Consider the following 26,149-nt stretch of genomic DNA (forward strand, 5'->3'; position numbering starts at 1 on the left):
GAGGCGGCTTGCTTCGGAAGGTTCTCTGGGAAGGTCGGCTTCGCCGAGGCCCACCCTAATCGACGATGAAACTGTCGATGAGGATGGGGCACACGAAATGGTTGCTATCTGGTTGGTGATTGGTCGGGGGTTAGGGGGTAGGTGCGGCGGGGGAGGGTGAGGTGGATGACGAGGGCGGTGAGGGCGAGGGTGGGTAGGACGAAGAGGCTGCCCTCCGGGCCGGCGGAGCCGCCGGAGAGGAAGGTGCTGCCGGTGGGGTGGGTTCCGAGGAGGTGGCCGACGCCGTGGAGGCCTGAGTCCGGGGTGCCGTAGAAGAAGGTCTGTGCCCAGTCCCAGGCAGCGTGCCAGCCGATGGCCCACCAAAGCGTGCCAGTGCGGTAAAGGGAGAAGACGAGGACGGCACCGGCTCCGGCGACGGCGAGGATGCCTTCGAGGGTTTCGCCTGAGTTGCCGACGTGTGTGAGGGTGAAGAGGACCATGGAGAAGATGAAGGCGGAGACCCAGAAGCCGACGGCGTGGGCGTGGCGGAAGTTGGGGGACATGGTGCGGGCGATGCCGGAGACGCCCCGGGCGATGGTGTACTGGAAGTAGCCGCGGAAGCCGAACTCTTCAAACAAGCCGACTAGAAGGAAGCCAAGCGCCCATTTGGCAGCGTAGATGGCGGCGGCGTGGCCGTGGAGGAGGATGCCGTCGAAGGCGAGATGGTGGGTAAGGAGGAGGGTGCCTGCGAGGGCGGAGAGCATGGCGAAGCCCCAGAGGATGCCGATGAGGAAGTCCGGGAGGGCTCGACGAAGACTGAAGCCGTAACGGCTGAAGGGACGGCGCTCAATGAAGGACATGAGCCAGGCTGCGAGGGCCATGACGGCGAAGTTGATGCCGTCGCCGATGATGGCGGAACGAGGAGTCATGTCGTGAGGGGCGGCGTTTTTGGTGGGGGTGGGCAGGAGATGGAAGTGCAGAATGGCCGCCTTGAGGGAGAAGGCGATGAGGGCGACTAGTAGGAGGTAGAGGGCGAAGCTCCAGCCAGCGCGGAGGCCGTCGTCACCGAGGAAGAGGCGGCGGAGGGTGGGGGGCTCGGGGGTGGTGATGGCGGGGGCTTGGTTGGGTTCGATGGGTTCCATGTGGGTTTGGCTTATCGTATATGGGTGAGGGATCAAATGGCGTTTCGTGTTTTGCATCATGACCGGTGTTTCGATGGGGCTTGTTCGGCTGCGGTGTTTACGAAGTTTCACCGGGAGTGCGTGGGTGGGGCGAGTGGGTATGAGTATGTCGGGCTGGCGCATCGGCCAGGTGGGACGTTCGATGATGGCGTGTTTGGGCCGGGGGAGAATGCGATTGTTGATTTCAAATACTCAAGGTCGCCGAAGGTCACTTGGTGGTTCGATCATCATCAGAGTGCTTTTATGACTGCGGAGGATCGTGCTGATTTTGAGGCGGGGCAGGCTGGGCTCTCGGGGCCTAAAGCTTTGCAGGAGTTTTTCGATCCGGCTTATGTTTCTTGTACTGGTCTGATTGCGGATATTGGGAAGGCTAAGTTCGGGTTTGATACTTCAGGGCTGGGGGAGTTACTGAAGTGGGCGGATATTGTGGATGGGGCTCGGTATGAATCGGCGAAGTCTGCGGTGGAGATGGATGCTCCGGCGATGAAGCTGACTCTTTGCATTGAGAATGCGGCGGATGGGTTTATTCCGCGGATTATTCCGCTGCTGACAGAGATGTCGCTTCAGGAGGTGCTGGATCAGGCGTTTGTGCAGGAGGCGGTGGGGCCGCTTTGGGAGAAGCATGTGGCGGCGATGGAGTTGCTGAAGGAGCGGATGGAGTTTCGTGATGGAGTGATCTACTACGACATTACGGATCGGGTGACCGAGGGGATTAGTAAGTTCATTCCTTACTACTACTATCCGGAGGCGACTTATACGATTGGGCTGATGAAATCTAGTTTCAGGACGAAGATCTCTGTGGGGACTAATCCCTGGACTACTAAGCCTTCTGCCGAGTTAGTTAATCTGGCGGAGATTTGTGAGCGGTTTGGGGGTGGGGGTCATGCTCGGGTGGGGGCTATTAGTTTTGGGGCGGATGAGGAGGCGAGGGGCAGGGAAGTGGCGCTGGGGATTGTGGCGGAGTTGCGGGCTGGGTGAAGACTTCATCAAACGACGATTGGCTCCCTGTAAGAGCGGTTGTTCGAAGCTGCCGACGAAGCTGGTCTCGGACTGGGGATGCTGAGGTCGGTACTGCTGGCGAGTACGTCGTTACGTTTTCGTACGAGGTTGATGGAAGAACCTATCGAAGCTGGTATTACGCTGGAACTTTCCATAAGGAGGGAAAAACTTTAGAGATCCTCTATGACCCTCACCATCCAAGTAAGAACACGGGATCGGAATACTATGGGTTATTTTGGGCGAGGGCTATTGGCTGGGTCATGGGCGGCGTGATTCTTCTATTTTTTTTCTGGCTGGAACATCGGCAGTGATGAGGTAGGCCTAGATTATTGGGTGAGGTGGAGTTCTCTGGAAAGGTCGGCTCTCGCCGAGGCCCACCCTAACGACGATAAAGCCGTCGTGAGAGTGGGGCACACGCAATGCTTGGTTGCTGATGCGGCGGATGGGTACTAGGCGGGAACGTAGGTGAGGCGGATTATGTTTTCGCCGAGTGGATCGCTGGCTATGAGGCGGAGGGGTGGTGGGGGAGCGGTGAAGAAGGGCTTGCCGCTGCCTAGTACTACGGGGCGGAGATAGATTTGATATTCGTCGATGAGGCCGGCCTGGGTGAGGCTTTGGGCCAGGTCTGGGCCGCCGATTTCAAGCTCGCCTGTCTGCTCAGTTTTTAGCTTGCGGATTGCTGTCTCGATGTCATCCGCGATGAGGGTGGCGTTGGGGCCTACCGACGTGAGGGAGCGTGAGATGACCCATTTTGGCTTGCTGCGCCATGCTGCCGCGTAGTCGCGTTCGGTTGTGTTCCAGTCGGGGAGGTCTTCGTCCCAGTAACGCATGATGTCGTACATGCGGCGACCGTAGATCATGCCAGTGAGGCTGCTTACGTGCTCTACGAAGTGACGGAAGACGATGGGGCCGGGTGGGCCTAGTTTGAGGTGGTCGACGTAGCCGTCCAGGGATTGGTTTAGGGCGTAGATGAGTTTCGCCATGGCGCTCTCTTTCTCAGGTTTCTGAGGATAGCGCATGCGGACGGCTTTGAGGAGATGCAGATCCCTTCGCTGCGCTGGAGATGACAAACAAAAGCAAGAACAACGGCAACCGCAGATTCCCTACGGGAATGACAAACAAAGGGGCAACAGCACGGACGGCGGATACGGCAAAGACAACGACAACGACAATGACAGTGACAACGGCAACGGCAACGGCGAAATACCGAGGTTCTGAGCTCGCTCAGAATGACGATGGTTTGGGCGGGGTGGGGAAGGTAGAGACGAACCCCACGATGACTTCGCCTCGGCTTTGCTTAGGGGCGGTGATCATGGGGCACCGTGTTGGGGCTTTTGTCGCTAGGACTTGATGTGGGTGGGGATGAATTTGGTGATGTCGTTGAAGATGACGACCGCGGCGAAGAGGACGATGCAGACGAAGGCGACCTGGTAGACGCGCTCTTTGAGCTGCTGGTTGATGTCGCGGCGGATAAGGCTCTCGATGGCGAGGAAGGCGATCATGCCTCCGTCGAGGATGGGGATGGGGAGGAGGTTGAAGATGCCGAGGTTGAGGCTGATGAGAGCCATGGTGCCGATGATGGGGACCCAGCCGGGGAGGTCGAAGGCTTCATGGACCTGGACGCCGATGCCGATGGGGCTCGAGAGGGATTTGACCGAGACCTGGCGGGTGAAGAGGCGGTGGAGGACGTCCTTGATGAGGAGGGAGTTCTTCTTGTTGAACTCCCAGGAGGCCGCGGCGGCTTTGGCGACGGAGAAGTGCTCGATGATGGTGGGGGAGGGCTGGGCGCGGAAGCCGATCTGCCAGGCCTTGGTACCGTCGGGGTTGTCGCCCTGCTCGGGTGTGACGTCTACGGGGAAGGTCTGGGTGCCGCGGCCGATGATGAGGTGGGCGGGCTTGCCGTTGGCGTCCTGGAGGTAGGCGATGAGGGCGGCGAGGGAGTGGGGGCGGAAGGCGTCGATGGACTCGATGCGGTCGTTGGGCTGGAGGCCGGCGCGGGCGGCGGGCATGTTGGGCTTGTCGGAGACGGAGAGGACGGCAGGGGGCGTCTGCTGCTTGACGGGGACGAGGCCTAGTTTTTCAAAGTCGAACTCGTCCGGGCGGCCCTTGTTTTCTACGAGGATCTTGGTGTCTACGCGGTGGCCGTCGTGGAGGTAGGAGAAGGGGGTGGGCTGGTTGAGGTTGAGCTGGGCGCGGACCTCGACGTCCTCCCAGGTGGGGTTCTCGAGGGTGTCGAAGTGGACGATCTTGTCTCCGGCCTGGATGCCGGTGCGGGCAGCGGCGGAGTTGGGGGAGACGTAGTCGATGGTGGCGGTGTGGGAGAAGTACTCCATGACCTCGTTGTGGGCCATGTAGACGCCCATCATGAGGAAGAAGGCGAGGATGAAGTTGGCGACGGGGCCGGCGAGGGCGATGATGGTGCGCTGCCAGCGGGGATGGTTCTGAAGCTCGCCGGGATCGTTGGTGAGGACCTGGTCTTCGCCGGTGGGGCCCATTTCGCCGGCCATCTTGACGTAGCCGCCGAGGGGGAGCAGGTTGATGCGGTAGTCGGTGCCGTCGTGGATGAAGCCGAAGAGCCGCTTGCCGAAGCCAATGGCGAAGGCTTCCACGCGCACGCCGCAGAGCTTGGCGGCGGCGAAGTGGCCGAACTCGTGCACGAGGACCATGATGCCGAGGACGATGGCGAGTTCAGGAAGAGCGGCGAGCGACGATCCGGAGAGCAACGATTGAACCTCTTTGGGGCTGAGACTGGTTTTCTATGCGCGGGCTATGACTTCGCGTGCGCAGGTGCGGGCGGCCTGGTCGGCGGCGAGAACCCCTTGAATAGACGTGGGGTTAGCCGCTGGGGTGAGCTCCAGGACACGCTCGATTGTACGTGGGATGCCGAGGAAAGGGATATGGCCGGCGAGGAAGGCGGCTACAGCGATCTCGTCAGCGGCGTTGAGGGCGATGCAGGCGGAGGGGCCGGCGTCGGCGGCTTCGTAGGCGAGGCGGAGGCAGGGGAATTTGGCGAGATCGGGCTGGGAGAAGTCGAGTTGGGAGAGCTGGGCGAGGTCGAAGGTGAGGTTTGAGGCTGGACGCTCGGGGTAGGCGAGGGCGTAGAGGATGGGGAGGCGCATGTCGGTGACGGAGATCTGGGCCAGGATGCTGCCGTCTATGAATTCCACGAGGGAGTGGACGGTGGACTGGGGGTGGACGGTGACGCGGACCTTGGCGGCGGGGAGGTCGAAGAGGCGGCAGGCTTCGATGACCTCGAAACCCTTGTTCATCATGGTGGCGCTGTCGATGGTGATGCGCTGGCCCATGACCCAGGTTGGGTGCTTTAGGGCTTGATGCGGGGTGATGTGCTGGAACTGCTCTAGCGGGGTGTTGCGGAAGGGGCCACCGGAGGCTGTGAGCCAGATTTGCTTGACTTCGGCGGGGGTTCCTCCGCGCATGGCCTGGTGGACGGCGTTGTGCTCGGAGTCTATGGGGAGGAGGGCTACGTTTTTTGCGCGGGCTGCTGAGATGATGAGGTCGCCGGCGGCTACCAGGCACTCTTTGTTTGCCAGGCCTATGGTTTTTCCGGCCTGGACTGCTGCGTAGGTGGCTTCCAGACCGGCTACGCCTACGATGGCGGAAACTACGAACTCGACCTCTGGATGGGTGGCCACGGCGATGGTGCCGGGGATGCCGGAGAGGACTTCTATGCCGGTGATGCCCTCTGTGCGGAGGCGGAGCTTTAAGGCGTCTGCGAGTGGCTCCGTGGCTATGGAGATGAGCTTTGGACGCCACTGCTTCGCTTGGGCGAAGGCTACTTCTATGTTTGAGCCTGCGGCGAGGGCTATGGGGGTGTAGCGGAGGGGGAACTGCTCGCAGATGGAGAGGGTGGAGGTTCCGATGGAACCGGTGCTGCCTAGGATTGCTATCTTCTTCACGTGAGGGGTAGCCTTATCGCACGTACAGCCCGTGTACGACGCCACCTTCAGCGTCGAAGCAGTGGGAGCACGCGTTGTAGTAAGTGGAATCGCCATGCTCGTGATGGCGGAAGATTGCATAAGCGACTAAATCTGCGAGCTGTATCAGCCTTGATGCGCGTGAATCGAGGAAGACCGGAACTTCGGCATAGTTTCTGGTAATGCCGAAAGAATGACCGGTGTGCTTGAAGTCACGAGCCAATGTCTGGATTCGCCGCTCCGTGGAGGATTTATCAAAGAGGATGAGGCCGCGTTGCTTATCGCCCTTTTCTCTGTAGAGCCGGCCGAGATATTGGTCGAAGCGGCTACTGAGCTGCTCGAAAGCAATCTGGGCGATGTCTTGTCCGGCAAAGTTGTTCTTCTCCAATACGGCTGCGAAGAGTCTCAGATCGCGGGGATGGTGTTTTGCGACACCAAGACTCAATGCATCGACGATGGCCTGCTTTCGAAGGGCCTGCCCGTGATCGCTCCAACCATGGCTCCCGGTGCGCATGGGCGAACCATGTAGTTCAACTTCGTGGGGTTCGGCAGGATTGAAGCGAGCAGCGATCTGGTTCAGTTCTACTTCTACCCAGTGAGTACTCCGTTCAAAGACAGCGACTCCGGCTAGGACGAAGAAGCGTTGACTGGGGTCACTGATCGAACCGGACTCGTCTGCGTAGAGAAGGTGCATACTCACCAAGGGAAAAGGCCGCAGATTGCTGCGGCCTTTCGAAGAGGTCGGCCAGGAGGATAAAAATCCTATGCACCGCAAAGAGGATCAGCGCACCTGACCTTCTCAAGCATATCACTATGCGATCCGGTACCAGGATGAGATCAGCGGAAGAGGCCTTGCCAGTCCTTGAGTAACAGGACATACCAGAGGACGGGGGCGGCCAGGAGTAGGGCGTCAATGCGGTCCAGGATGCCTCCGTGGCCGGGGAGGAGGGTGCCGGAGTCTTTTACGCCTGCTCCGCGTTTGATTGCTGATTCCAGCAGGTCGCCTAGTTGCGCGGCTACGTTGAGGAGGATCGCTAACAGGACCATCTGCCAGGCGGGGGTGGTGATGTGGAGGGCGGTGAAGTCTCGGGTGAGGGCCAGGCGCTCGCCGAGGTAGTAGAGGGCCATGCCGCAGCCGACGGAGCCGATGACGGAGGCGATGGAGCCCTCCCAGGTCTTGTTGGGGCTGAGGCTGGGGGCTAGTTTTCGCTTGCCGAAGTTCTTGCCGATGTAGAGGGCGAAGATGTCGCCGGCCCAGACGCAGACGAAGAGGAAGAGCAGGAGGCCGGTGCCGTCTTCGTGGGCCTTGATCAGGGGCAGGAGGGTCAGGGGGTAGGCGACGTAGACGAGGGCGAAGAGGCCGAGGGCGGTGTCTAGGAGGACGCGGTTGAGGGGGGCGCGGAAGCCGGACCAGGTGAAGAGGATGAAGGTGAGGAGGGCGTAGGCGGGGAGGTCGAGCTCGCGGGGGACGCCGGGGAGGGTAAGGGCGAAGAGGATGGCGATGGAGAGGATGATCCACCAGAGAGGGATGTAGACGGATTTCTCATGCGCGAGGGCGCGGTACTCGTACGCGGCGAGGCCGGCGCAGACCGCGGCGAAGAGGCTGATGGACCAGAGGGGGCCGAAGAAGACCAGGGCGACGACGGCGGCGATGAGGACGATGGCTGTGAGGATTCGCTTCATGGGCTTTCTGTACCAATGTTGAGGATATATGGGTTGGACGGGCGGGGTGCGGATTGGGGCTTACCAGGCGGGTTCTCGTGGCATCCTAGTCACTATGATGACTACGAAGGTTCTTGGAAATTCTGATATGGCGCTGACGGCGGTTGGGTTTGGCGCGTGGGCGATTGGCGGGGCGGACTATGCGTTTGGTTGGGGTTCGCAGGAGGATACGGACTCGATTGGCGCGATCAGGAAGGCTGTGGACCTGGGGGTGAACTGGGTGGATACGGCGGCGATCTATGGGCTGGGGCACTCTGAGGAGGTTGTGGGGCAGGCGCTGAAGGAGATCGGTGGGAAGAAGCCTTATGTGTTTACGAAGTGCTCGATGCGCTGGAATGAGAAGCGGGAGATCTACCGGAGTCTAACGGCGGAGGGGGTTCGGTGGGAGTGCGAGCAGAGCTTGAAGAGGCTGGGGGTGGAGACGATCGACCTGTACCAGATTCACTGGCCTGATCCGGATGCGGAGATCGAAGAGGGTTGGGGGGAGATGCAGAAGCTCAAGGAAGAAGGGAAGATCCGGTGGGCGGGGGTTTCGAACTTTTCCGTGGCGCAGATGAAGCGGGCGCAGGGGATTGGGGTGATTACTTCGTTGCAGCCGCCTTACTCGCTGATCAACCGCAGGGTTGGGGCGGAGGTGCTGCCGTTCTGCCTTGAGAACGGGATTGGAGTGATCAACTACTCGCCGATGGTGTCCGGGTTGTTGACGGGGAAGATGACGGCGGAACGGCTCTCCAAGATGGCGGATGACGACTGGCGGAAGAAGAGCCCGAACTTCAATGAGCCGAAGCTTTCTAAGAATCTATCGCTGGCTGATCTGCTGGGGGAGATTGGGAAGAAGCATGGGGTGGAGACGGGGGTCGTGGCTGTCGCGTGGACGTTGAACAATCCTGCGATTACTGCGGCGATTGTGGGCGGGCGGAATGCTGAGCAGGTCGAGGGGACATCGAAGGCATTGACGTTCCGGCTTACGGGCGAGGAGATTGCTGAGATCGATTCGTTTGTTAAAACGAATGAGATTGGGAATGCGTAAACGGTAGGCACTGGAGTTATGAGGCTTGACGGGTGCTGTGGAAGGCCGGCTTCGCCGATGCCCACGCTAAGGACGGTGAAACTGTCCTGAGCATGGGGCACACGACTTTGGTTCTGATGCATTCTCGTATGAGGTTGCTACTTCCTGGCTAGTAGTTCGGCGGCGATGCTCTCGGGGGTCTCGAGGGCATCGTCCTTACCTTCTAGGTGCTCGTCTGTGCCCTCGCCGAGGCCGCCGTAGCGGCGTTCGCGGTGCTGGAAGTTTTCTATTGCTTCTAGCAAGTGGACGCCGCGGAAGTCGGGCCAGAGGCGGTCTGTGACGAAGATCTCCGAGTAGGCGATCTGCCAGAGGAGGAAGTTGGAGATGCGCTGCTCGCCTGAGGTGCGGATGACGAGGTCAGGGTCCGGCATATGGGCGGTGTAGAGGTTGGCGGAGAGTTGGGCTTCGTCGATGCGGGAGTCCAGGGAGTCGACCTGCAGGAGGTCTTCGAGGGAGATGCCGCGGTGGTGGGCTTCGTCGATCAACTTCTCCACGAGCGAGCGGGTGGCGTCTACGATCTCCGAGCGGGAGCCGTAGTTGAGGGCGAGGGTGAGGGTGGTGCCGGTGTTCTTAGAGGTCTCCTCACTGGCCCACTGCATGGTGTCCTGGATCTCCTGCGGGAGGCCGAGGGTGCGGCCGATATAGGCCATGCGCACATTGTTATCGTTCATGCGCTTGACGTTGCCGACGAGGTAGCTCTTGAGGAGGGTCATCAGGAAGCTGACTTCGGATTTTGGGCGGCGGAGATTGTTTTCAAGCGAGAAGGCGTAGAGGGTGAGCCAGGGGAGATCGATGCGGGAGGCGGTCTCTACGACGAACTGGACGGACTCGGCGCCCTGCTGGTGACCTTTGAAACGCTTGAGGGTGCGCTTGCCTGCCCAGCGGCCGTTGCCGTCCATGATGATGGCGACGTGGCGGGGGATACGGGATGGATCAAGCTGGCTGTAGACGAGTGCTTCTTCCGAAGAAAGCTCGTGCAGGCGGCTGGGGGTGTTTGGGTGCAAAAGGACTGCCTCGCAGGTACTGAAACTAGCATACCGGGAAGAGCAGGGAATAGGGAGTAGGGAACAGGGAGTAGAAGACGGGCGAGGAGAGGAGCCGCACTCTGGCGAGTGCGGCTCTTGGAGGGTTTTACACGTTTGCTATGGCCTGCCTATGCGGTGCGGCGGCGGCCTGCTGCGAGTTCACGAACGTGATTGAGGAAGATGGAGCGCTGCAGGGAATCAAGCTGCGAGGTGTAGGCTGCGATCTCAGCCAGGAACGGGTCTGTGACGAGCATGGCGGTCTCATTGGAGTGGCGGGTGGGGGCGTCGCGCAGGAGGGCCGAGATATCGACTTCAAGAGCCCTGGCGAGACGATCCAGCGAGCTGAGCGTGGGCATGGCCTTCCCGTTCTCGATCTTCGAGATGTAGGTGCGGGGAACGTTCATGCGGGCGGCGAGCTGGCGCTGGCTGAGATTGCGTACGTGGCGCAGATCGCGGACAGCGGTTGCGACCTGAATGCCCTGGTCGGCGGCTTTGAGTGCGGGGACGAGAGCGAGTGGCGCCGGGGCGGGCACAGGCTTTTCGACCTCGAGTGACTTCTTGCAGCGCCGGCAGGCGGCGGTTGCTGTGCGGAATTGCACGAGGCTGCAGTGGTCACAGCGCAGGACCTCACGTTGTTCGACCGGTGCCATCATGGTTGCCATATTGTGTGTAGCGGGCGGGGGCCAGAGCAAGGTCCGCAGCCCATGCGTCCGATAACGGAGGCTTGGGATGTGCCTAGAGTGACACTGGACAAGCCGGTGCGTCAAGGGGAATCACCGGCGATACCCTAAGATACCCGAAGAAAACCAAAGTGGAACCACGGTAGTAAACAGTGGGGCCGGGTGAGTTCAAGTTTAGGATGAGGTTTTGGAGGGTTTCAGCGTGAGGCGAGAGGAAGCACTGGAGTTGATGGAGCAGTGGACGCAGGGGGAGAGCCTGCGGAAGCATGGGTTGTCGGTTTCGTTTTGTTGCGAGGCTTATGGGCGGCTTGAGGCTTCTCGTTTGGGATTGAGTAGGGAGGCTGCTGAGGAGTTGGTGGATTCGTATGCCTGTGCGGGGTTGCTGCATGACTTCGACTACGAACGGCACCCGACGCCGGAGGAGCATCCGTTTGTGGGGGTGGCTTATCTCAGGGCGGCGGGATGGCCGGCGGAGATTTTGCACGCGATTTTGGCGCATGCGGATTACTCGGGTGTTCGGCCGGAGAGTTACTTGGACAAGGTGCTGTTTGCTTGCGATGAACTGGCTGGTTTTTTGACGGCTTGTTCACTGGTGAAGCCTACGAAGTCGATCCACGATGTAGAAGTCAAAGGCGTGGTGAAGAAGATGAAGGACAAGGGTTTTGCGCGGGCGGTGAAGCGGGAGGATATGACTCAGGGGGCGGAGTTGCTGGGGGTCAGCCTGGAGGAGCATGTTGGGGTTTGTCTGGGGGCTATGCAGGGGAAGGCGGGGGAGTTGGGGTTGGGTGGGATTGTGGCTTGAGGTTGAGTACATCGGCTTGATGAGCAAACAGACTACGGAGATAAAAAGGGATAAGAGCGATCAAGGCGGATTCTTTTATGGGTGGCAGCCTCGGAGGATGAGGAGCCAAGCTAACGAGAGGATGATGGAGCCGGCTATACCGACGGCCATGATGGGGGTGCGGGTGGGGGTGGCTGTGGGGCCGGAGGTGCGGTTGTTCTGCTCGGGGGCGTGGGGGTTGTAGAGGATGGGAATTTCAGTGTTCTGGGGGATGGCCTTGGGGGATTGGAACTCGTCCGAGTAGAGGCGGCCGTGGGCGTAGTAGTCGAAGGTGATGCGGAACTTGTCCTGGGTCTGGATGCCGAGGGTGAAGGTGTTCATACGGGCGAACTGGAAGCGGCAGGTGGTGACCGTGGCGGAGGTGGCGATCCAGTCGTCATACTGTGGGGGCGTCATAGGGCGCTTGACGAGATGCGCGGGATGGCTGCGGCGGCGAAAGCTGTGTTGGTTTCGGCTACGGAGTTGGGGAGGTTGACGGGGCGGCTGGCGTCTTCCAGGACGATGGTTTCGAAGCCGAGGGCTTTGCCGTCGATGGCGGAGAAGCGGACGCAGAAGTCGTAGGCGAGGCCGGCTATGAAGAGGCGCTTCAGGTTTCGTTCGCGGAGGTAGCCTGCCAGACCGGTTGGGGTGATGTGGTCGTTCTCGAGGAAGGCGGAGTAGCTGTCGATCTCGCGGCGAAAGCCCTTGCGAAGGATGAGTTCGGCGTGGGGGATTTCGAGTGCGGGGTGGAGGGCTGCGCCGGGGGTATGTTGGAGGCAGTGGTCGGGCCACAGGGTCTGGGGGCCGTAGGGGGCTTGGATTACTTCGTAGGGTTTTCGTTGCGGATGGCTGCTCGAAAAGGAGATGTGCTGGGGGGGATGCCAGTCCTGGGTGAGGAGGACATGGTCGAAGCGGCGGGCGAGGGCGTTGATGGTGGGGAGGATCTCGTCGCCGCCTGCTACTGCCAGTGGGCCGCCGGGCATGAAGTCTGGCTGTAGGTCTATGAGGAGGAGGGCGTCGGTTTGTTGGTTGATGGTCACTGCTGTTCCCCCGGAGGAGGGATGCGGACCAGGGCGGCTTCGAGATCCCGGGAGGCATGTATCACTCCGAGGACCGATACGACGTCCGAATCAGGATCGAAGCGATACAGCAGAATATGGTTTTGGAAGCCGTCGATGCGGAGACGACGAAGATCACGAAGAGAACGACGGCTAAAGTTGCAGAGAGCACCGCGTTGGGGCATTGTGCGCAGGGAGCGCATTGCGGCTTGAACAGCTTCGTTCCAGCGACTGACCATACTTTCAGCCGCATGTTCTCGATAGTAGATTGACTGGTCTTCGATCTGCTCGAAGACTACTGGAGCTATGTCAAGAGAACGCTTGGAACTGGTCACTTGAGCCGGGCCAAGCGCTCTCTACCTAGAGCGATGAGATCACCGTTCTCCCACTCTTCGTCTGTGAAGGTGATGGGTTCACTTTTAATCGCTTCCACGAGACGGTCTTCCAGTCGAGCGAGATGGCGGTCACGATCGTCAAGTGCAAGCTCACGAAAGTAGTCACTGAGATTACCGAAGAAGCCAGCTTCAATCTGCGCGTCGACGTAGGCCTTTATCGAATCGGGAAGGGTAATGCTGATCGTGTTCGCCATATCTTAGGATGACACTCTCACTGGGAAGGTTCAAGGGTGATTGCTACCAGATGGGTTGGAGTTGCCAGGATTTGCCGGTGATCTGGGTGGGTTGGGTGTTGCCTCGGGTGAAGAGCTCTACGCGGAGTTTGGTGGTGCTGGGGAGGACGAGGGTTGTCATGGCTATGGTGCCGTCCTGGGCGAAGACCTCTATGGAGGAGCGGTCGAGGATGATGTGGAGGTCGTAAGGGCGGGTGGGGGCGGTGGGGGCTTCGGTGCGGGCGAGGAAGTCGGGTGGGGCGGTGGCGGCTTCGAGGGAGTGGGTGCGGTCGGTGTAGAGCTGGTGGGTGGTGAGGTTGTAGGCGATCTCGGTGTAGTGGTCGAAGTCGGAGTAGAGGCGGAGGCCGGTGGTCTGAGCGTTGTTGGGTTGGATGTTGAGGGTGAGCTCGGCGGGGACGGTGAGGCTGGGGAGGGTGAGGGCCTGGTCGGGTTTGAGGGTGCGGGAGATATCAGTGGGTTTGCCGATGCGGAGGGGCGCTACTACGGGGTCTTGCTTGAGGGACTGGCCGGCGGAGTCGGTGAGCCAGGTGACGCGGCGGGGGAGGGTCATCTGGCCTCGCCAGGGGATGGTGGGGAGCTTGTCGGCATACTGCCAGTTGTCCATCCATCCGATGAGGGTGGGTTGTTCGGTCTGGGGGAGGTTGTTGTAGCTGATGGCGCAGTAGCTGTCCTTGCCGTAGTCTGTCCAGCCGTGGGCGCCGGGTAGGGTGCTGGGGGTGAAGGTGCGGCCGTCGAAGTTGCCGAGGAAGTACTGCTCGCCTGAGCCGCCCTGGGGCGAGCCGGGGTTCATGCCGACCTTGAGGGCCCAGGTGCCGGGGCCTTTGCCGCTGTCGGCGGGGATGTGGAGGAGATCAGGGCACTCCCACTGGGCTTTGGGGTTGTGCTGGTTGGTGATACCGGCAGGGCCGAAGGTTGAGAGGCGCGACCACTGCTTGAGGTTGGGTGAGGTGAAGAAGGCGACCTGGTGCTCGTTGGGGAGGGAGACGGCCATGAGCCATGCGTGATTTTCTTCGGACCAGGAGACGCTGGGGTCGCGGAACTCGGGCAGGCCGACGTCAAGGACGGGGTTGCCGGCGAAGCGCTGCCAGGTGCGGCCGCGGTCCTGGCTGACGGCGAGTGCCTGGGCTTCACGGTTCTCGGTCTCGGTGCCGGACTTGTCGTGGTGGGCGGTGTAGATGGCGACGAGGCAGGGCTTGTTGTTGGCGCAGAGGCGGGATGAGTTCTCATCGTCCACGACGACTGAGCCGGTGAAGACGAGCTCGTTCTGATCTCCGGCGATGGCGGGGATGGCTACGGGGAGCTCCTGCCAATGGAGGAGGTCTTTGGAGACGGCGTGGCCCCAGGAGATGTGGCCGGGGGTGTCGCCCTGCGGGTTGAACTGGAAGAAGAGGTGGTACTCGCCCTCAAAGTAGACGAGGCCGTTGGGGTCGTTCATCCAGTGCTCGCGGGGGGAGAAGTGGATCTGGGGGCGGAGGGGTTCGGTGTAGGCGGGACCGAGGGGCGTGGCTGGGCTTTGGGCTGCGGCGGGGAGGGCTGCTAAGACGAGCATGAGGGCCAAGCGGGACATTGCGATCGCTCCGTACTGCTGATGTGATGCTAATCGTTAGCGAGAAAGGGTATCGTGAACGGGTGCTTTGGGAAGGGTGACGATGGCGTTTTCTCGTGTGATTGGGACGGAGTTGAAGGTGACTGGCAAGAGTGCGAAGAATGCTGCGGCTGTGAAGGAACTGATCGCGGAGATTCGGAAGCAGGAGCAAGGGATTCGTGCGGGTGGTGGGGAGAAGGCTGTTGCGGCGCAACGGGCTAAGGGGCGGCTTACTGCTCGGGAGCGGATTGGTCTTTTGGTGGATTCGGTGGAAACCCATGTCCCAGAAGCGGGACATGGGGCACTCGGTATCGCAGGGTTCCTGGAGCTGGGGCTTTGGGCGGCGCATGGGATGTACGCGGAGTGGGGTGGGGCTCCGGGGGCGGGGGTGGTTTGCGGGCTGGGAAGGGTGCAAGGGAAGCTGTGCATGATCGTGGCGAACGATGCGACGGTGAAGGCGGGTGCGTTCTTTCCGATGACGGCGAAGAAGGTGCTGCGGGCGCAGGCGATTGCGCTGGAGAACCGGATTCCTACGCTGTATCTGGTGGACTCGGCTGGGGTGTTTCTGCCGCTGCAGGAGGAGGTGTTTCCAGATCAGGATGACTTTGGGCGGGTGTTCAGGAATAACGCGGTGATGAGCAGCTTGGGCGTGCCGCAGATGACGGCGATCATGGGGATGTGCGTCGCGGGCGGGGCGTATCTGCCGGTGATGACCGATACGGTGCTGATGACGGAGGGGTCGGGGTTGTTTCTGGCGGGGCCTGCGCTGGTGCAGGCGGCGATCGGGCAGAAGACTCCGGCGGAGGAGTTGGGTGGGGCGGCGATGCATGCGGAGATTTCTGGGACTGTGGATTACAAGGAGGCGGATGATCCGGCTTGCCTGGAGCGGATGCGGTCGCTAGTGGGGATGATTGGGGCTCGGGCGGAGGCTCCGTTTTCTCGGGCGGAGTTCGATGCGGTTGCGGATGCGCCGAAGTTTGCGGCAGAGGATCTGTATGGGCTGCTCGATCCGGCTTCGGGGGCTAGTAATGTTTATGACATGCATGAGGTGATTGCGCGGGTCCTGGATCGGAGTGAGTTTGATGAGTACAAGGTGGAGTTTGGGCGGACGGTGATCTGTGGGTATGGGCGGATTGACGGGAGGGCGGTGGGGATTGTGGCGAATCAGAAGCTGAATCAGACACAGACTGTCGCGATGGGGCCGATGGCGGGGACGAAGCGCATTGAGGTGGGTGGGGTGATCTATACGGAGGCCGCGCAGAAGGCGGCTCGATTCATCATGGACTGCAATCAGAACCTGGTGCCGCTGATCTTTCTGCATGATGTGAATGGGTTCATGGTGGGGAAGGATGCGGAGTGGAGTGGGATTATCAGGGCGGGGGCGAAGATGGTGTCGGCTGTGAGTACGAGCGTGGTGCCCAAGATTACGGTGATCGTTGGGGGGAGCTTTGGGGCGGGGCACTATGCGATGTGTGGGAAGGCTTATGATCCTCGGTTTATCTTTGCTTGGCCGACTGCGAGGTATGCGGTGATGGGTGGCGCGGCTGCGGCGAATACGTTGGCGGAGATCAAGGCGAAGCAGATGGAGCGGGCGGGGGAGACTGTATCGGACGAGCGGAGGCAGGAGCTCTGGGCAGAGATCAAGGCGGGGTATGATGCGGCGGCTGATCCTCGGTATGGGGCTGCAAGGTTGTGGGTGGATGCGATTATTGATCCGGTTGAGACTCGGGAGGTGCTGATGGTGGCGCTGGAGGCTTGTGCTTTGAATCCGGAGGTGGCGAAGTGGAATGTGGGGGTGATGCAGACTTAGTGCGTCCTTCGCGAACGGCGGTCACTTCGTGACTTCTATTGGGCTTCGCGTGGTTCTCGCGTTGCTCGGCACAGTCTAATTTTCGACTAGCAGGAGAACCATGAGGAGCAGTTACGAGTCACGAAGTGACCGCTCCGTGCATAGCGGTTTCATACATTAGGAGAGGCAGTTTAGGATTCCTAGATGGTAAAGATCATTGAATGTCCGCGGGATGCTTGGCAGGGGTTGCCGAAGGTGATGGCGCCGGAGGTGAAGGCGGATTATCTGCGGGTTTTGATTGCGGCGGGGTTCAAGCATATCGATGCGGTGAGCTTTGTTTCGAAGACGGCGCTGCCGCAGATGGCGGACTCGGAGCTGGTGCTGGAGTATCTGGACCCGCCGGATGATGTCGAGATCATTGGGATTGTGGTGAATGAAAAAGGGGCGGAGCGTGCCGTGAAGTCGGGTGCGGTGCAGACACTGGGGTTTCCATATTCGATCTCGCCGGGGTTCCTGCAGAGGAACCAGAATCAGACGCCGGAGGAGTCGCTGGAGGCTCTGGAGGCGGTGGGGACGATTGGGTACAAGGGGGGGCTGGAGGTGGTGGCTTATCTCTCGATGGCGTTCGGGAATCCTTATGGAGATGCGTGGTCGATCGATGAGGTCGTCGATGCGTGCGACTTGCTGGTGGACTGTGGAGTGAAGCAGATCTCGCTGGCGGATACGGTGGGGTTGGCGACGCCGAGGATGGTGGCGGATGTGTTGAGCGATGTGATGGCGGTGCATGACCGGATCGAGATTGGGGTGCATCTGCATGCGAGGCCAGAGATGGCTGCGGAGGTGATTGCGGCGGCTTACGGGGCGGGTTGCAGGCGGTTCGATGCGGCGATTGGCGGGATGGGCGGGTGTCCATTTGCACAGGATGCGCTGGTGGGGAATGTGCCTACGGAGGTGCTGATTGCGGAGCTGAAGAGGCTGGGGGCGGAGTTGCCGGATATGCGTCCGCTGGATGGGCTGTTGGCGGCTGCGAGGGAGATTGAGAAGCGGTATGGAACGGTGGTTCAGTAATGGCTACCGTGCTGATTGAAGATGCGGGTGGGGTGAGGACGCTGACGTTGAATCGGCCGGAGCGGCGGAATGCGCTTACGCCGGAGATGCAGTTGGAGTTGATTGCGGCGATGGAGGCGGTGGCTAAGGATAATAGCGTTCGGGTGGTGGTGCTGACGGGGGCGGGTGAGGGGTTCTGTGGGGGCTTGGACCTTTCCGTGTTGCAGGGGATGGCGGGGCTGAGCGCGGCGGAGTATGAGGCGGATGCGCGGCGGATAGCGCGGATGTTCCGGGTGCTTTATGAGCTGTCGGTACCTACGATTGCGGCGGTGAATGGTCATGCTGTCGCCGGGGGAACGGGGTTGGCTACGCTATGTGACTTCACGCTGGCGGTGCCGGGGGCGAAGTTCGGGTATACGGAGGTGCGGATTGGGTTTGTGCCGGCTCTGGTTTCGGCTTACCTGACGCTGCAGGTGGGGGAGAAGCGGGCTCGGGAGTTGCTGCTGACGGGGCGGCTGTTTGGGGCGGAGGAGGGGTATCGGCTGGGGTTGGTGACGGAGGTTGTGGCGGCTTCCGATATGGCAGCGAGGGTGGTGGAGTTGTGTGGGGCGCTGGTGGGGAACTCGCCTGGCTCCATGGCGCGGACTAAGGAGCTCTTGGTGGGGTCGAACAGGGCGTGGCTGGATGAGGCGATTGAGGCGGCTGTGCTGATGAATGGGCGGGTGAGAGAGACGGCTGACTTCAAGGAAGGCATCGCCAGTTTTCTGGAGAAGCGGAAGCCGGTTTGGAGTGTCTCTGATATCGCGCAAGTGCAAGAACAAGCAACAGCAACTGCAAGTACAAATACGGAGGTTCTGGCTTCGCCAGAATGACGACCCCATTACTACCGGCTGTTTGGGCTGGTAAACTGGGGCTTGGCTTATGACAGATACCTTGATCGCTTCCGCTCCTACTCGTGTACGTATTGCGCCTTCGCCGACCGGCGATCCTCACGTTGGCACCGCCTATATCGGGCTGCTGAACTACATCTATGCGCGGCAGCGGGGTGGGCAGTTTGTGCTGCGGATCGAGGATACGGACCGGGCGCGGTTTGTGGCTACGAGTGAGCAGGAGATCTTCGACTCGCTGCATTGGCTCGGGTTGGAGTGGAATGAGGGGCCCGATGTTGGTGGGCCGTATGGGCCTTACCGGCAGTCGGAGCGGACGGAGATCTATCGGGAGCATGTGGAGCTGCTGCTGGCGAACGGCACGGCTTACAAGGCTTATGAGAATGCCGAGGAGCTGGAGGCGATGCGGAAGTCGCAGCTTGCTGCCAAGCTGCCTCCTCGCTATAACGGCGCGCATCGAGAGCTGACGGCGGAGCAGATTGCGGCGTTTGAGGCTGAGGGCCGGGCCTATGTTGTGCGGCTGAAGGTGCCGGTTGAAGGTGAGACTGCGTTCCGCGATGAGCTGCGGGGGGAGATCAAGTTCAGCCACAACAACGTGGACGATCAGGTGCTGATGAAGTCGGATGGGTTCCCGACGTATCACCTGGCGAACGTCGTCGATGACCATCTGATGAAGATTACGGATGTGATTCGTGCGGAGGAGTGGATCTCATCAACGCCGAAGCATGTGCTGCTGTACCAGGCGTTTGGCTGGGAGCTGCCGAAGTTCTGGCATATGCCTCTGCTGAGGAACCTGGATAAGAGCAAGATCTCCAAGCGGAAGAATCCGGTTTCACTGATCTATTACCGACAGGCTGGGTTTCTGCCTGCTGCTGTTCTCAACTTTCTAGGGTTGATGGGCGGTGGTATGCCGGCGGGGACCGACAAGGCTGTGCAGGCGGAGATCTTTACGCTGCCGAAGATGCTGGACGAGTTCAAGTTCGACCGGATTGCGCTGGGTGGACCGGTGTTCGACCTGGTGAAGCTGAAGTGGCTGAATGGCGAGTATCTGCGGGCGCTTCCCGGCGAGGAGTTCTTCCTGCAGCTCAAGAACGTGGTGTTCTCTGACGAGGTGCTGCGGGCGATCGCTCCGCTGGTGCAGACGCGGATCGAGACGCTGGGTCAGTTTGGCGATCTGGCCGACTTTTTCTTCAGAGACGACGTGACTCCGGCGCAGGAGGTGTTTGTGCCGAAGAAGCGGACGCTGGAGGAGACGATGGCGTTCACCGGTGAGATGCTGGCGGTGCTCGAAGGCTGTGAGTGGAGCCACGATGCACTGGATGCGGCGCTGCGTGGGGTGGGGACGGCTAAGGAGTGGTCGGTCAAGGAGAGCTTTATGCTGCTGCGGGCTATCCTGACTGGCTCTACTTCTTCTCCGCCGCTGCTGGAGAGTCTGGTGGTGTTTGGTAAGGCTCGGTCTTTGGATCGGGTGAGGCGGTTTGTGGATGGGCAGAAGAAGATTGCTGGTGGAAGACGGTAAGACAGGCAACTGCCAAGACCAATACGGAGGTTCTGAGCTTCGCTCAGAATGACGACCTTTTCATTGATAGCGGCATCTTTCAAGGTGCCGTTTTCTATTTTGCGGTGAAGGGGACTTCCAGCTTCAGGGTTTTGGGTGGATAGCAGGCTGCGCGGTCGCAGGCCTGGTAGCGCAGGGTGGCTGCGGCGGTGTGGGGGCCGGGGGTGGATTGGACCGGGAGGCGGATGGTGAAGTCTCCGGTGTAGACGTCGAGGGTTTCGGCGAGGTCTCCGGAGCCGATCTTGTAGGGCTTGCCGGCGGGGTACTCGGGTGCGGCGGGCTTGAGGCCGGGTGCGGCATCGAGGGTGAGCTCGGTTGGAATCTGGAGCTCGGAGAGGGGCTTGTGGGAGTTGACGTGGTAGCCCTCGCGGACCTGGAAGCGGAGTTCGAGGACGGCGGGCTTATTGGCCTGCACGATCTGCTGCTCGGCGATGTAGGTGACCTGCTGGCGCTTGGCGGGGGACTCCTGGGGCTTGTCGAAGTTGCTGAAGTCCTGGCCGCTTAGGGTTTGGGCGTGCAGTGGGGCAGCGAGGGCCATCGCGAGCAGCAGAAGGCGCATGGTTACTGGCCGCCTGCGGCGATGAGCTTCTTGATGTTGGCTTCGATCTCGTCCTTGCCGCCTGCGTCGTCGTTCATGCCGGCGGTCTCGAGGAAGACCTTGCCGGTTTTATCGACGTAGAAGGATTCAGGGAGGTAGTCGACGCCACCGTAGGCGGTTTCTACTTCGTCGGTCTTGAGGAGGACGGGGTAGGTGACGCCGAGCTTCCTGGCGGTGGAGGCGATGACGTCCTTGCCGGCTTCGTCTGCGGCGATGCCGAGGATGACGAGTCCCTGGGAGGCGTACTTCTGGTGGAACTCCTCAAACCAGGGCATTTCAAGCTTGCAGGGGGCGCACCAGGTGGCCCAGAAGTTGATGAGGACGGGCTTGCCCTTGAAGGAGGCGAGGGAGACCTTTTTGCCGTCTAGATCGACGAGGGAGAAGCCGGGGGCTACTTTGCCCTGCATCTTGGGGGCGTCGGGGTTTTCAGCGGCACCGCCCTTGCCTGCGGCCTCCGGGATGAGGGCGACACGGGAGGCTTGCTGGGCCTGGAGGCTCTGCATGGCGAGGCGGCGCTCTCGGGCGTTGTGGACTCCTGCCCAGATGAGGACGGTGACGACGACGACGAGGCCGACGAGGATGGCGGCGCTACGGGAGCGGCTGGCTGCGGGTGCGGGAGCGGTCTGGATTTCCACTTGGTTCCTCATTCTCGGCAGCGCTTGGCGGCCTGTGTTCAAGTTTACCTGCGATTGCAGCGGAGCTGAAATCTACGAAACTGGTTGGACTCCCACCCCACCCATTTCGTTACAAAGTCTTTATTCCAAAGGACTTAGGTTTGGACTTCGTACGCAGATAGGGCGCAAGGTCTTGATTCTATTGGTGTGAAATCCGTAAAGTATTCAAAATAAATGGTTTATGGGTTTCGACTCGATCCGCCTGTGCGGAGACTCGTAACTTTTTACTCTATTTCAATTATATCGGATTGAAATTAGTGGTCCGGCAGTGCATGTCTTTTAGAATCTATGAGTTAGGCGCGCAGGGGCTTGACAAGTGAATTTGCTGGTGTTTTTGAGGGTGTTTTGGGTGGAATTTCTGAAAATAGTTGGATATTTTTTATTCCGATTTGGGAAGCGGGCTGATTGCCCAGAGGTAAGTGCAGCGGCGGGACGGTAATCGGGGTGGAGGCTGTGCGGCTACTTTACTTTTCTTCCAGCTGTCAGCTGTCAGCTGTCAGCTATGAGCTATCAGCTTGAGCGAGTGCAAGGGCTTGGGATTGAAGAGTTTCAAGTCGCGAGTTTCGAGTTTCGAGTTTTATGGTGCGAAGATGATGCGTGAGGATCTGGTGTTCATGAACGAGGCTGGGGTTGCGGAGTTTGTAAGGGTGGAGGCGGCGGCGCTGGCTGGGCTGGCGGAGCGGCTGGATGGAGAGATGGGGGTGGCGGTGGAGCGGGCGCTCGGGCTGCTGGAGGGTTGCGCTGCGGGCGGGCGAAGGGTGATCTGTACGGGGATTGGGAAGTCGGGGATTATTGCAAGGAAGATTGCGGCGACGTTGTGCTCGACCGGGACGGCGGCGGCGTATCTGCACCCGGCGGAGGCGCTGCATGGGGACCTTGGGATGGCGGCGAAGGGGGATGTGGTGGTGGCACTTTCGTACTCGGGTGAGACGGAGGAGGTGCTGCGGCTGCTGCCGGCTTTTGAGCGGCTGGGGGTTGGTGTAGTGAGTTTTTGTGGGTGTTCGAGCTCGACTTTGGCGAGGGGGTCGGCAGTGGTTTTAGATGTGAGTGTTTCTGAGGAGGCCTGCAGCTTGAACCTGGCTCCTACGGCTTCAACGACCGTGATGCTGGCGCTGGGGGATGCGCTGGCGCTGGAGTTGAGCAGGCGGCGAGGGTTCGCGGCGGTGGACTTTGCGGGGCTGCATCCGGGAGGGCGTTTGGGGCGGCGGCTGGCTCGGGTACGGGAGTTGATGCATTCCGGGGAGGCGCTTCCTACCGTGTCCGTGGAGACGTCGATGCCGGAGATGATTCATGAGATGTCGCGTAAGCGGCTGGGGATGACGGTGGTGCTGGGTGCGGGCGGTGGGCTGGCGGGGATTGTGAGTGATGGGGATCTGCGGCGGTTGCTGGAGAAGGCGGGGGCGGAGTCGTTTGGGAAGACTGCGGGTGAGGTGATGAACGGGTCGCCGGTGACGATTCCGAGCGGGATGATGGCGGCGGATGCTCTGGTGCTGATGGAGGAACGCAAGATCACTGCGCTGGTGGTGGTGGATGGTGAGGATGTGGTGGGGGTGGTGCATCTGCATGATCTGTTTGAGATGAAGGGGTAGGTGGGGAGGCCTGTCTCGTCTAGTGGGTTCCGATGTAGGCGGCAGCCAAGGCTGCGAGGACGACGGAGAGCGATGATGAGATGAGTTCTTCGCGGGTGGCATAGGGATAGGCTTTGCCGTCTGTGATGTATTTGCTTCTGCCTTCTTTGCTCCAGAGGCGGTAGTGCGCTGCCATGGTGAATGGGTGGAAGGCAATCAGGATGTATCCGGCTCCGAGGACCATGCGCGAAAGCCAGAGATACGAGTCTGTCGCGATGGGCAAGACGATGAGGCAGAGGACCGTTGCGAAGAGGCTCATGATGTTGAGGACGTCCGGTATGGGGATCCAGGTGGCTCTGGCGGCGTCACCGAGATTGATCTCCCGATTGACGCGCCAGCCGAAGGCGGCGAACTGAAGGGCGATGAGTGGGGGTGCAAGTCTGTAGAGCGTGTCCGGAGTCATTGCGGTGGCGATATTTGTCATGGGGTTATTCCAGTTGGGGGATCTTTTTCGGTTTATCCGTTCTGACTAGTTGACCATTGCTTTCATCAGCAGGCGGCGCCACAGTACATCAGGCAGTATTCGATTCAGCCAAAAGAACGGGCCGGGTTTGGTGAGGTAACGCAGGCGGTTGCTTGAATCGTTCGCGGCACGGTAGATGACCTTCGCAACCTGCTCCGGGCTGGCTCCTGCGGCGTTACTTTTGTTGAAGACGCCCAGGAATTTATCCATGCTTTTTCGATAGGGGGCGCTGACCGCCATCTGCATGCTGCCCTTGCCGAACTCTGTGCTGATGCTGCCGGGTTCGATGAGTTTGACGCGGATGTGAAACGGCTCCAGCTCATATCGCATGGATTCGCTCAATCCTTCTACTGCGAATTTTGTCGCGATGTAGGACGAGGCGTAGGGCAGAGCGAGACGGCCGATGATGGACGAGATATTGATGATGAGGCCGCTTCCTGCTTGCCGCATGATGGGAAGAACCTGCTGGGTCACGCCGATGAGGCCGAAGAGATTCGTGGCAAACTGCTGTTGAATCTGTTGACTCGCAAGTGCCTCAATGGGGCCGAACAGGGCGTAGCCTGCGTTGTTCAGCAGCACGTCAATTTTCTTGTAGCGATCCAAGGTATCGGCGATCGCTTGTGCGATGGAGTCAGCATTCGTCACATCCATTGCGAAGAGGGTGATTTGCGGATGCTTCAGGACAGGGTCTGCCTTGAGCGGATCGCGCATGGTTGCGGCTACGTTCCAGCCTTGTTCGGCGAAGTAAAGTGCGGTAGCTCGACCGATGCCGCTGGAAGTACCCGTGATCAAAATTGTCTTCGTCATCAAACTCCTCGCGTTCGTTGTTTGTCTCATTCAGTCACGCCGAGCTTGCGGCATGTGCGACTGGGTCTTTCGTCATTCTAGATGGTATAGATATACCAATCGGTATTTGAGTTGCAAATAGTTTGCGTGCGCTATGCTGAAGACGTGGCTAAAGCGATCAAGCAGAGATTGACCCGGCAGGAGAGCCGGCTCGAGACGCGGACGAAGCTTCTGGAGTCGGCGGCTCAGTTATTTGCGCGGGGCGGGTATGAGGGGGCGTCGGTCGATCTGATTGCAGAGAGTGCGGGTTACTCCAAGGGCGCGTTCTACTCGAATTTTGAGAGCAAGGAAGCGATCTTTCTGGAGCTTCTCGACATCCATAAGCGGCGGGAGATCGATGCTTTGGCCGCGCTCCTGGCGCAGGATATTCCGGCTTCAGAGCTGCTGTCTTTGATCCGCAGCGGTGAGAGCGGGCGTGGATCCGATTTTCGGATTGGCTTGCTCTCCGCGGAGTTTCAACTGCAGGCCTGCCGCGATAAGACGTTTGCGAAGACGTATGCCAAGCTGCACCGGACTCACCGGGATACGATGGCCGGTCTGGTCGTCAAATTGTTTGCCAAGCTGGCCCGCACTCCACCGAGCGCTCCGAAGGACCTGGCCGACATCATTATGGGGTTGACGACTGGTCTTTCGCTGCAGGAAACGAGCGTGCAGGGGCCTCTGCGTAAGGGATTTATCAATGAGGCGATTCTTCTGGTTTTGGGGCTGGATCGGGTTGGGGAGAAGCGGGCTTGAGTGCGGTTTTCCAAGCAAAGGCAAGAGCCGCGGCCCGGGGCTAAAGCCCTTTTACTTTGGGCTGGTGACGGGGGGCTGAAGCCCCCCTCTAATCCGAACGGCAACGGCAACGGCGAGAGCAACCGCAAAAGCAAATACGGGGGTTCTTCCCCTTACAGGGTCAGAATGACGGCTGCTTCTAAGAAGGGAAGAGGGTCGTTGGCTCGGGTTGCTGGGTGGGTTCTGGTTCTTCTTGAGCGACGCCATCGGCTAGCCAGCGGGCGGAGTTGAGGAGGGGGCGTTCCATGCTGCGGACCCAGTCTGTGAGTTCGTCTGGGCGCTTACCGGCGTCTTCTGCGGCGGCGAACTCGCGGTGGGTGGCGGCGAATTTGGCTTCGAGGTCGTCCAGGGCGCTGAGGAGCATGGCCTCTGGCGTCATGGGGAGCTTGGGGGAGCCGTACTCGTACTTGCCGTGGTGGGAGAGGATCATGTGCTCGACGAGGATGCGGAGCTTTTCCGGGAAGGGGGCTAGCTGCTGGACCTTCTCGCGGAGCATGCCCTGGGCGATGGAGATGTGGCCGATCATCTGGCCTTCGAGGGTGTAGTTGAAGCTGGTCTTCCAGGAGAGCTCGCGGATCTTGCCGATGTCGTGGAGGATGGCGCCGGTGACGAGGAGGTCCGGGTTGACGGGATAGAAGGGGGCGTTGGCGAGGCAGACGCGGACGAGGCAGAGGACGTGCTCGAGGAGGCCGCTGATCCAGGCGTGGTGGAGGAGCTTGGCGGCGGGGGCAATGCGGAAGGCTGGGCCGATCTCTGGGTCGTCGAGGAAGGCGAGGATCAGGCGCTGGAGGTCGCGGTCTTTGAAGGCGGCGATGTAGCCGCGGAGTTCGGCGTCCATGTCTGCTGCGGGGAAGGCGGAGACGGGCTGGAAGTCGGCGGCTTCGATCTCGTTTTCTGCGGCGTTGCGGAGCTTGGTGAGGGTGATCTGGAACTTGCCCTGGTACTTGGAGATCTGGCCCTGGACCTTGACGTAGCAGCCTTCGCCGCAGGTCTGGAAGGCCTCGGCGAAGTCCTCCCACATGCGGGCTTCGAGGGTGCCGGTCTTGTCGGAGAGGGTGAGGGCGAGGTACTGGCCACCGCCTTTGCGGTCGCGGACCTGGATCTGGTTGAGGCAGAAGTAGGTGGTGACGGCGGTGTTATCGAAGCGGGCGGCGTCCTTGACGTAGAAGTCTTTCACCGCTTCAGGATAGCAATGGGGCTTGGG

At 60.4% G+C, this 26,149-nt stretch carries 28 protein-coding genes; 10 read left to right on the forward strand and 18 right to left on the reverse strand.

The window, feature by feature from the left end:
- Window positions 1-104 precede the first annotated feature (104 nt).
- Entirely contained in the window at window positions 105-1,121 is a 1,017-nt protein-coding gene (locus tag ACIX9_RS05450) for a CPBP family intramembrane glutamic endopeptidase (RefSeq protein ID WP_013579477.1), read from the reverse strand.
- Between the two features lie 36 nt (window positions 1,122-1,157).
- Here ACIX9_RS05450 and ACIX9_RS05455 point away from each other — a divergent pair, with 36 nt between their 5' ends.
- Window positions 1,158-2,138 carry a hypothetical protein gene (locus tag ACIX9_RS05455; RefSeq protein WP_013579478.1) on the forward strand — a complete coding sequence of 327 codons (981 nt, stop codon included), beginning with the start codon at window positions 1,158-1,160 and terminating at the stop codon, window positions 2,136-2,138.
- Window positions 2,135-2,470 (forward strand): DUF3592 domain-containing protein, encoded by a 336-nt coding sequence (locus ACIX9_RS27650; RefSeq protein WP_083808394.1) that lies wholly within the window; start codon window positions 2,135-2,137, stop codon window positions 2,468-2,470. Before ACIX9_RS05455 ends, ACIX9_RS27650 begins: the two co-directional genes overlap by 4 nt.
- A gap of 138 nt (window positions 2,471-2,608) precedes the next feature.
- Here ACIX9_RS27650 and ACIX9_RS05460 read toward each other — a convergent pair whose 3' ends face one another.
- From ACIX9_RS05460 to ACIX9_RS05485, 5 genes are all read right to left on the reverse strand, one after another.
- On the reverse strand, window positions 2,609-3,142 hold the full coding sequence (locus ACIX9_RS05460) for a dihydrofolate reductase family protein (RefSeq protein WP_013579479.1): 534 nt from the start codon (window positions 3,140-3,142) through the stop codon (window positions 2,609-2,611).
- A 357-nt stretch (window positions 3,143-3,499) separates the two neighbouring features.
- Entirely contained in the window at window positions 3,500-4,882 is a 1,383-nt protein-coding gene (gene rseP, locus ACIX9_RS05470; RefSeq protein WP_013579481.1) for an RIP metalloprotease RseP, read from the reverse strand.
- Between the two features lie 33 nt (window positions 4,883-4,915).
- On the reverse strand, window positions 4,916-6,076 hold the full coding sequence (dxr, locus tag ACIX9_RS05475) for a 1-deoxy-D-xylulose-5-phosphate reductoisomerase (protein ID WP_041596959.1): 1,161 nt from the start codon (window positions 6,074-6,076) through the stop codon (window positions 4,916-4,918).
- Between the two features lie 13 nt (window positions 6,077-6,089).
- Complete coding sequence (locus ACIX9_RS05480; RefSeq protein WP_013579483.1) at window positions 6,090-6,788, reverse strand: DUF3800 domain-containing protein; 699 nt, start codon at window positions 6,786-6,788, stop codon at window positions 6,090-6,092.
- A gap of 143 nt (window positions 6,789-6,931) precedes the next feature.
- On the reverse strand, window positions 6,932-7,777 hold the full coding sequence (locus ACIX9_RS05485; RefSeq protein ID WP_013579484.1) for a phosphatidate cytidylyltransferase: 846 nt from the start codon (window positions 7,775-7,777) through the stop codon (window positions 6,932-6,934).
- Between the two features lie 94 nt (window positions 7,778-7,871).
- Between ACIX9_RS05485 and ACIX9_RS05490 the strand changes: the two genes are divergently transcribed.
- On the forward strand, window positions 7,872-8,846 hold the full coding sequence (locus ACIX9_RS05490) for an aldo/keto reductase (RefSeq protein WP_232298792.1): 975 nt from the start codon (window positions 7,872-7,874) through the stop codon (window positions 8,844-8,846).
- 137 nt (window positions 8,847-8,983) lie between these two features.
- Here the strand turns inward: ACIX9_RS05490 and uppS are convergent, their stop codons facing one another.
- Together uppS and ACIX9_RS05500 are read right to left on the reverse strand one after the other, a co-directional pair.
- Complete coding sequence (uppS, locus tag ACIX9_RS05495; protein ID WP_013579486.1) at window positions 8,984-9,889, reverse strand: polyprenyl diphosphate synthase; 906 nt, start codon at window positions 9,887-9,889, stop codon at window positions 8,984-8,986.
- 149 nt (window positions 9,890-10,038) lie between these two features.
- Entirely contained in the window at window positions 10,039-10,572 is a 534-nt protein-coding gene (locus ACIX9_RS05500) for a helix-turn-helix domain-containing protein (RefSeq protein WP_013579487.1), read from the reverse strand.
- Window positions 10,573-10,792: 220 nt separating this feature from the next.
- Between ACIX9_RS05500 and ACIX9_RS05505 the strand changes: the two genes are divergently transcribed.
- Window positions 10,793-11,392 carry an HD domain-containing protein gene (locus ACIX9_RS05505; RefSeq protein ID WP_232298793.1) on the forward strand — a complete coding sequence of 200 codons (600 nt, stop codon included), beginning with the start codon at window positions 10,793-10,795 and terminating at the stop codon, window positions 11,390-11,392.
- 75 nt (window positions 11,393-11,467) lie between these two features.
- On the opposite strand, the gene ACIX9_RS05510 is transcribed toward ACIX9_RS05505, so the two are convergent.
- From ACIX9_RS05510 to ACIX9_RS05530, 5 genes are read right to left on the reverse strand one after another with little or no spacing between them, the layout of a single operon-like run.
- Window positions 11,468-11,827 (reverse strand): hypothetical protein, encoded by a 360-nt coding sequence (locus ACIX9_RS05510; protein ID WP_013579489.1) that lies wholly within the window; start codon window positions 11,825-11,827, stop codon window positions 11,468-11,470.
- Window positions 11,824-12,450 carry a bifunctional nicotinamidase/pyrazinamidase gene (pncA, locus tag ACIX9_RS05515; protein ID WP_013579490.1) on the reverse strand — a complete coding sequence of 209 codons (627 nt, stop codon included), beginning with the start codon at window positions 12,448-12,450 and terminating at the stop codon, window positions 11,824-11,826. The genes ACIX9_RS05510 and pncA overlap by 4 nt, the downstream gene beginning before the upstream one ends.
- Window positions 12,447-12,803, reverse strand: coding sequence for a type II toxin-antitoxin system RelE/ParE family toxin (locus tag ACIX9_RS24600; protein ID WP_083808395.1), 357 nt, complete (start codon window positions 12,801-12,803; stop codon window positions 12,447-12,449). Before ACIX9_RS24600 ends, pncA begins: the two co-directional genes overlap by 4 nt.
- Window positions 12,800-13,057 carry a ribbon-helix-helix domain-containing protein gene (locus ACIX9_RS05525; RefSeq protein ID WP_013579491.1) on the reverse strand — a complete coding sequence of 86 codons (258 nt, stop codon included), beginning with the start codon at window positions 13,055-13,057 and terminating at the stop codon, window positions 12,800-12,802. The genes ACIX9_RS24600 and ACIX9_RS05525 overlap by 4 nt, the downstream gene beginning before the upstream one ends.
- Before the next feature lie 43 nt (window positions 13,058-13,100).
- On the reverse strand, window positions 13,101-14,663 hold the full coding sequence (locus ACIX9_RS05530; RefSeq protein ID WP_013579492.1) for a glycoside hydrolase family 32 protein: 1,563 nt from the start codon (window positions 14,661-14,663) through the stop codon (window positions 13,101-13,103).
- Between the two features lie 82 nt (window positions 14,664-14,745).
- Between ACIX9_RS05530 and ACIX9_RS05535 the strand changes: the two genes are divergently transcribed.
- From ACIX9_RS05535 to gltX, 4 genes are all read left to right on the forward strand, one after another.
- Complete coding sequence (locus ACIX9_RS05535; RefSeq protein ID WP_013579493.1) at window positions 14,746-16,491, forward strand: acyl-CoA carboxylase subunit beta; 1,746 nt, start codon at window positions 14,746-14,748, stop codon at window positions 16,489-16,491.
- Between the two features lie 183 nt (window positions 16,492-16,674).
- A complete protein-coding gene (locus tag ACIX9_RS05540) occupies window positions 16,675-17,538 on the forward strand; it encodes a hydroxymethylglutaryl-CoA lyase (RefSeq protein WP_013579494.1) in 864 nt (287 codons plus the stop codon).
- Window positions 17,538-18,389 carry an enoyl-CoA hydratase/isomerase family protein gene (locus ACIX9_RS05545; RefSeq protein ID WP_013579495.1) on the forward strand — a complete coding sequence of 284 codons (852 nt, stop codon included), beginning with the start codon at window positions 17,538-17,540 and terminating at the stop codon, window positions 18,387-18,389. Before ACIX9_RS05540 ends, ACIX9_RS05545 begins: the two co-directional genes overlap by 1 nt.
- 49 nt (window positions 18,390-18,438) lie before the next feature.
- On the forward strand, window positions 18,439-19,923 hold the full coding sequence (gene gltX / locus ACIX9_RS05550) for a glutamate--tRNA ligase (protein WP_013579496.1): 1,485 nt from the start codon (window positions 18,439-18,441) through the stop codon (window positions 19,921-19,923).
- A 94-nt stretch (window positions 19,924-20,017) separates the two neighbouring features.
- Here gltX and ACIX9_RS05555 read toward each other — a convergent pair whose 3' ends face one another.
- Both ACIX9_RS05555 and ACIX9_RS05560 read right to left on the reverse strand, forming a co-directional pair.
- Window positions 20,018-20,521 (reverse strand): protein-disulfide reductase DsbD N-terminal domain-containing protein, encoded by a 504-nt coding sequence (locus ACIX9_RS05555; RefSeq protein WP_013579497.1) that lies wholly within the window; start codon window positions 20,519-20,521, stop codon window positions 20,018-20,020.
- 2 nt (window positions 20,522-20,523) lie between these two features.
- Window positions 20,524-21,195, reverse strand: a complete 672-nt coding sequence (locus tag ACIX9_RS05560; protein ID WP_232298794.1) for a TlpA disulfide reductase family protein — start codon at window positions 21,193-21,195, stop codon at window positions 20,524-20,526.
- Window positions 21,196-21,824: 629 nt separating this feature from the next.
- Between ACIX9_RS05560 and ACIX9_RS05565 the strand changes: the two genes are divergently transcribed.
- Window positions 21,825-22,823 (forward strand): KpsF/GutQ family sugar-phosphate isomerase, encoded by a 999-nt coding sequence (locus ACIX9_RS05565; RefSeq protein ID WP_232298795.1) that lies wholly within the window; start codon window positions 21,825-21,827, stop codon window positions 22,821-22,823.
- A 19-nt stretch (window positions 22,824-22,842) separates the two neighbouring features.
- Here the strand turns inward: ACIX9_RS05565 and ACIX9_RS05570 are convergent, their stop codons facing one another.
- Both ACIX9_RS05570 and ACIX9_RS05575 read right to left on the reverse strand, forming a co-directional pair.
- Complete coding sequence (locus tag ACIX9_RS05570; RefSeq protein WP_013579500.1) at window positions 22,843-23,286, reverse strand: hypothetical protein; 444 nt, start codon at window positions 23,284-23,286, stop codon at window positions 22,843-22,845.
- A 45-nt stretch (window positions 23,287-23,331) separates the two neighbouring features.
- Window positions 23,332-24,132, reverse strand: coding sequence for an SDR family oxidoreductase (locus tag ACIX9_RS05575; protein ID WP_013579501.1), 801 nt, complete (start codon window positions 24,130-24,132; stop codon window positions 23,332-23,334).
- A gap of 144 nt (window positions 24,133-24,276) precedes the next feature.
- On the opposite strand from ACIX9_RS05575, the gene ACIX9_RS05580 reads away from it, so the two are divergent.
- The gene (locus ACIX9_RS05580) at window positions 24,277-24,906 is read left to right on the forward strand and encodes a TetR/AcrR family transcriptional regulator (RefSeq protein ID WP_232298796.1); all 630 of its coding nucleotides are present in this window, start codon (window positions 24,277-24,279) and stop codon (window positions 24,904-24,906) included.
- A gap of 178 nt (window positions 24,907-25,084) precedes the next feature.
- Here ACIX9_RS05580 and ACIX9_RS05585 read toward each other — a convergent pair whose 3' ends face one another.
- The gene (locus ACIX9_RS05585; protein WP_013579503.1) at window positions 25,085-26,122 is read right to left on the reverse strand and encodes a 3'-5' exoribonuclease YhaM family protein; all 1,038 of its coding nucleotides are present in this window, start codon (window positions 26,120-26,122) and stop codon (window positions 25,085-25,087) included.
- Window positions 26,123-26,149 lie beyond the last annotated feature (27 nt).

The sequence above is a fragment of the Granulicella tundricola MP5ACTX9 genome (assembly GCF_000178975.2).
GTDB classification, from domain to species: Bacteria; Acidobacteriota; Terriglobia; order Terriglobales; family Acidobacteriaceae; genus Edaphobacter; species Edaphobacter tundricola.

Coding starts and splice junctions, on each gene's coding strand:
- ACIX9_RS05460 (WP_013579479.1), bottom strand. CDS start 3,142: ATGGCGAAACTCATCTACGCCCTAAACCAATCCCTGGACGGCTACGTC.
- ACIX9_RS05535 (WP_013579493.1), top strand. CDS start 14,746: ATGGCGTTTTCTCGTGTGATTGGGACGGAGTTGAAGGTGACTGGCAAG.
- ACIX9_RS05545 (WP_013579495.1), top strand. CDS start 17,538: ATGGCTACCGTGCTGATTGAAGATGCGGGTGGGGTGAGGACGCTGACG.
- gltX (WP_013579496.1), top strand. CDS start 18,439: ATGACAGATACCTTGATCGCTTCCGCTCCTACTCGTGTACGTATTGCG.
- ACIX9_RS05540 (WP_013579494.1), top strand. CDS start 16,675: ATGGTAAAGATCATTGAATGTCCGCGGGATGCTTGGCAGGGGTTGCCG.
- ACIX9_RS05530 (WP_013579492.1), bottom strand. CDS start 14,663: ATGTCCCGCTTGGCCCTCATGCTCGTCTTAGCAGCCCTCCCCGCCGCA.
- ACIX9_RS05455 (WP_013579478.1), top strand. CDS start 1,158: ATGGCGTTTCGTGTTTTGCATCATGACCGGTGTTTCGATGGGGCTTGT.
- ACIX9_RS05555 (WP_013579497.1), bottom strand. CDS start 20,521: ATGCGCCTTCTGCTGCTCGCGATGGCCCTCGCTGCCCCACTGCACGCC.
- ACIX9_RS05565 (WP_232298795.1), top strand. CDS start 21,825: ATGATGCGTGAGGATCTGGTGTTCATGAACGAGGCTGGGGTTGCGGAG.
- ACIX9_RS05570 (WP_013579500.1), bottom strand. CDS start 23,286: ATGACAAATATCGCCACCGCAATGACTCCGGACACGCTCTACAGACTT.
- ACIX9_RS05510 (WP_013579489.1), bottom strand. CDS start 11,827: ATGACGCCCCCACAGTATGACGACTGGATCGCCACCTCCGCCACGGTC.
- ACIX9_RS05525 (WP_013579491.1), bottom strand. CDS start 13,057: ATGGCGAACACGATCAGCATTACCCTTCCCGATTCGATAAAGGCCTAC.
- ACIX9_RS05480 (WP_013579483.1), bottom strand. CDS start 6,788: ATGCACCTTCTCTACGCAGACGAGTCCGGTTCGATCAGTGACCCCAGT.
- ACIX9_RS05575 (WP_013579501.1), bottom strand. CDS start 24,132: ATGACGAAGACAATTTTGATCACGGGTACTTCCAGCGGCATCGGTCGA.
- ACIX9_RS05485 (WP_013579484.1), bottom strand. CDS start 7,777: ATGAAGCGAATCCTCACAGCCATCGTCCTCATCGCCGCCGTCGTCGCC.
- ACIX9_RS05450 (WP_013579477.1), bottom strand. CDS start 1,121: ATGGAACCCATCGAACCCAACCAAGCCCCCGCCATCACCACCCCCGAG.
- ACIX9_RS05490 (WP_232298792.1), top strand. CDS start 7,872: ATGATGACTACGAAGGTTCTTGGAAATTCTGATATGGCGCTGACGGCG.
- ACIX9_RS05500 (WP_013579487.1), bottom strand. CDS start 10,572: ATGGCAACCATGATGGCACCGGTCGAACAACGTGAGGTCCTGCGCTGT.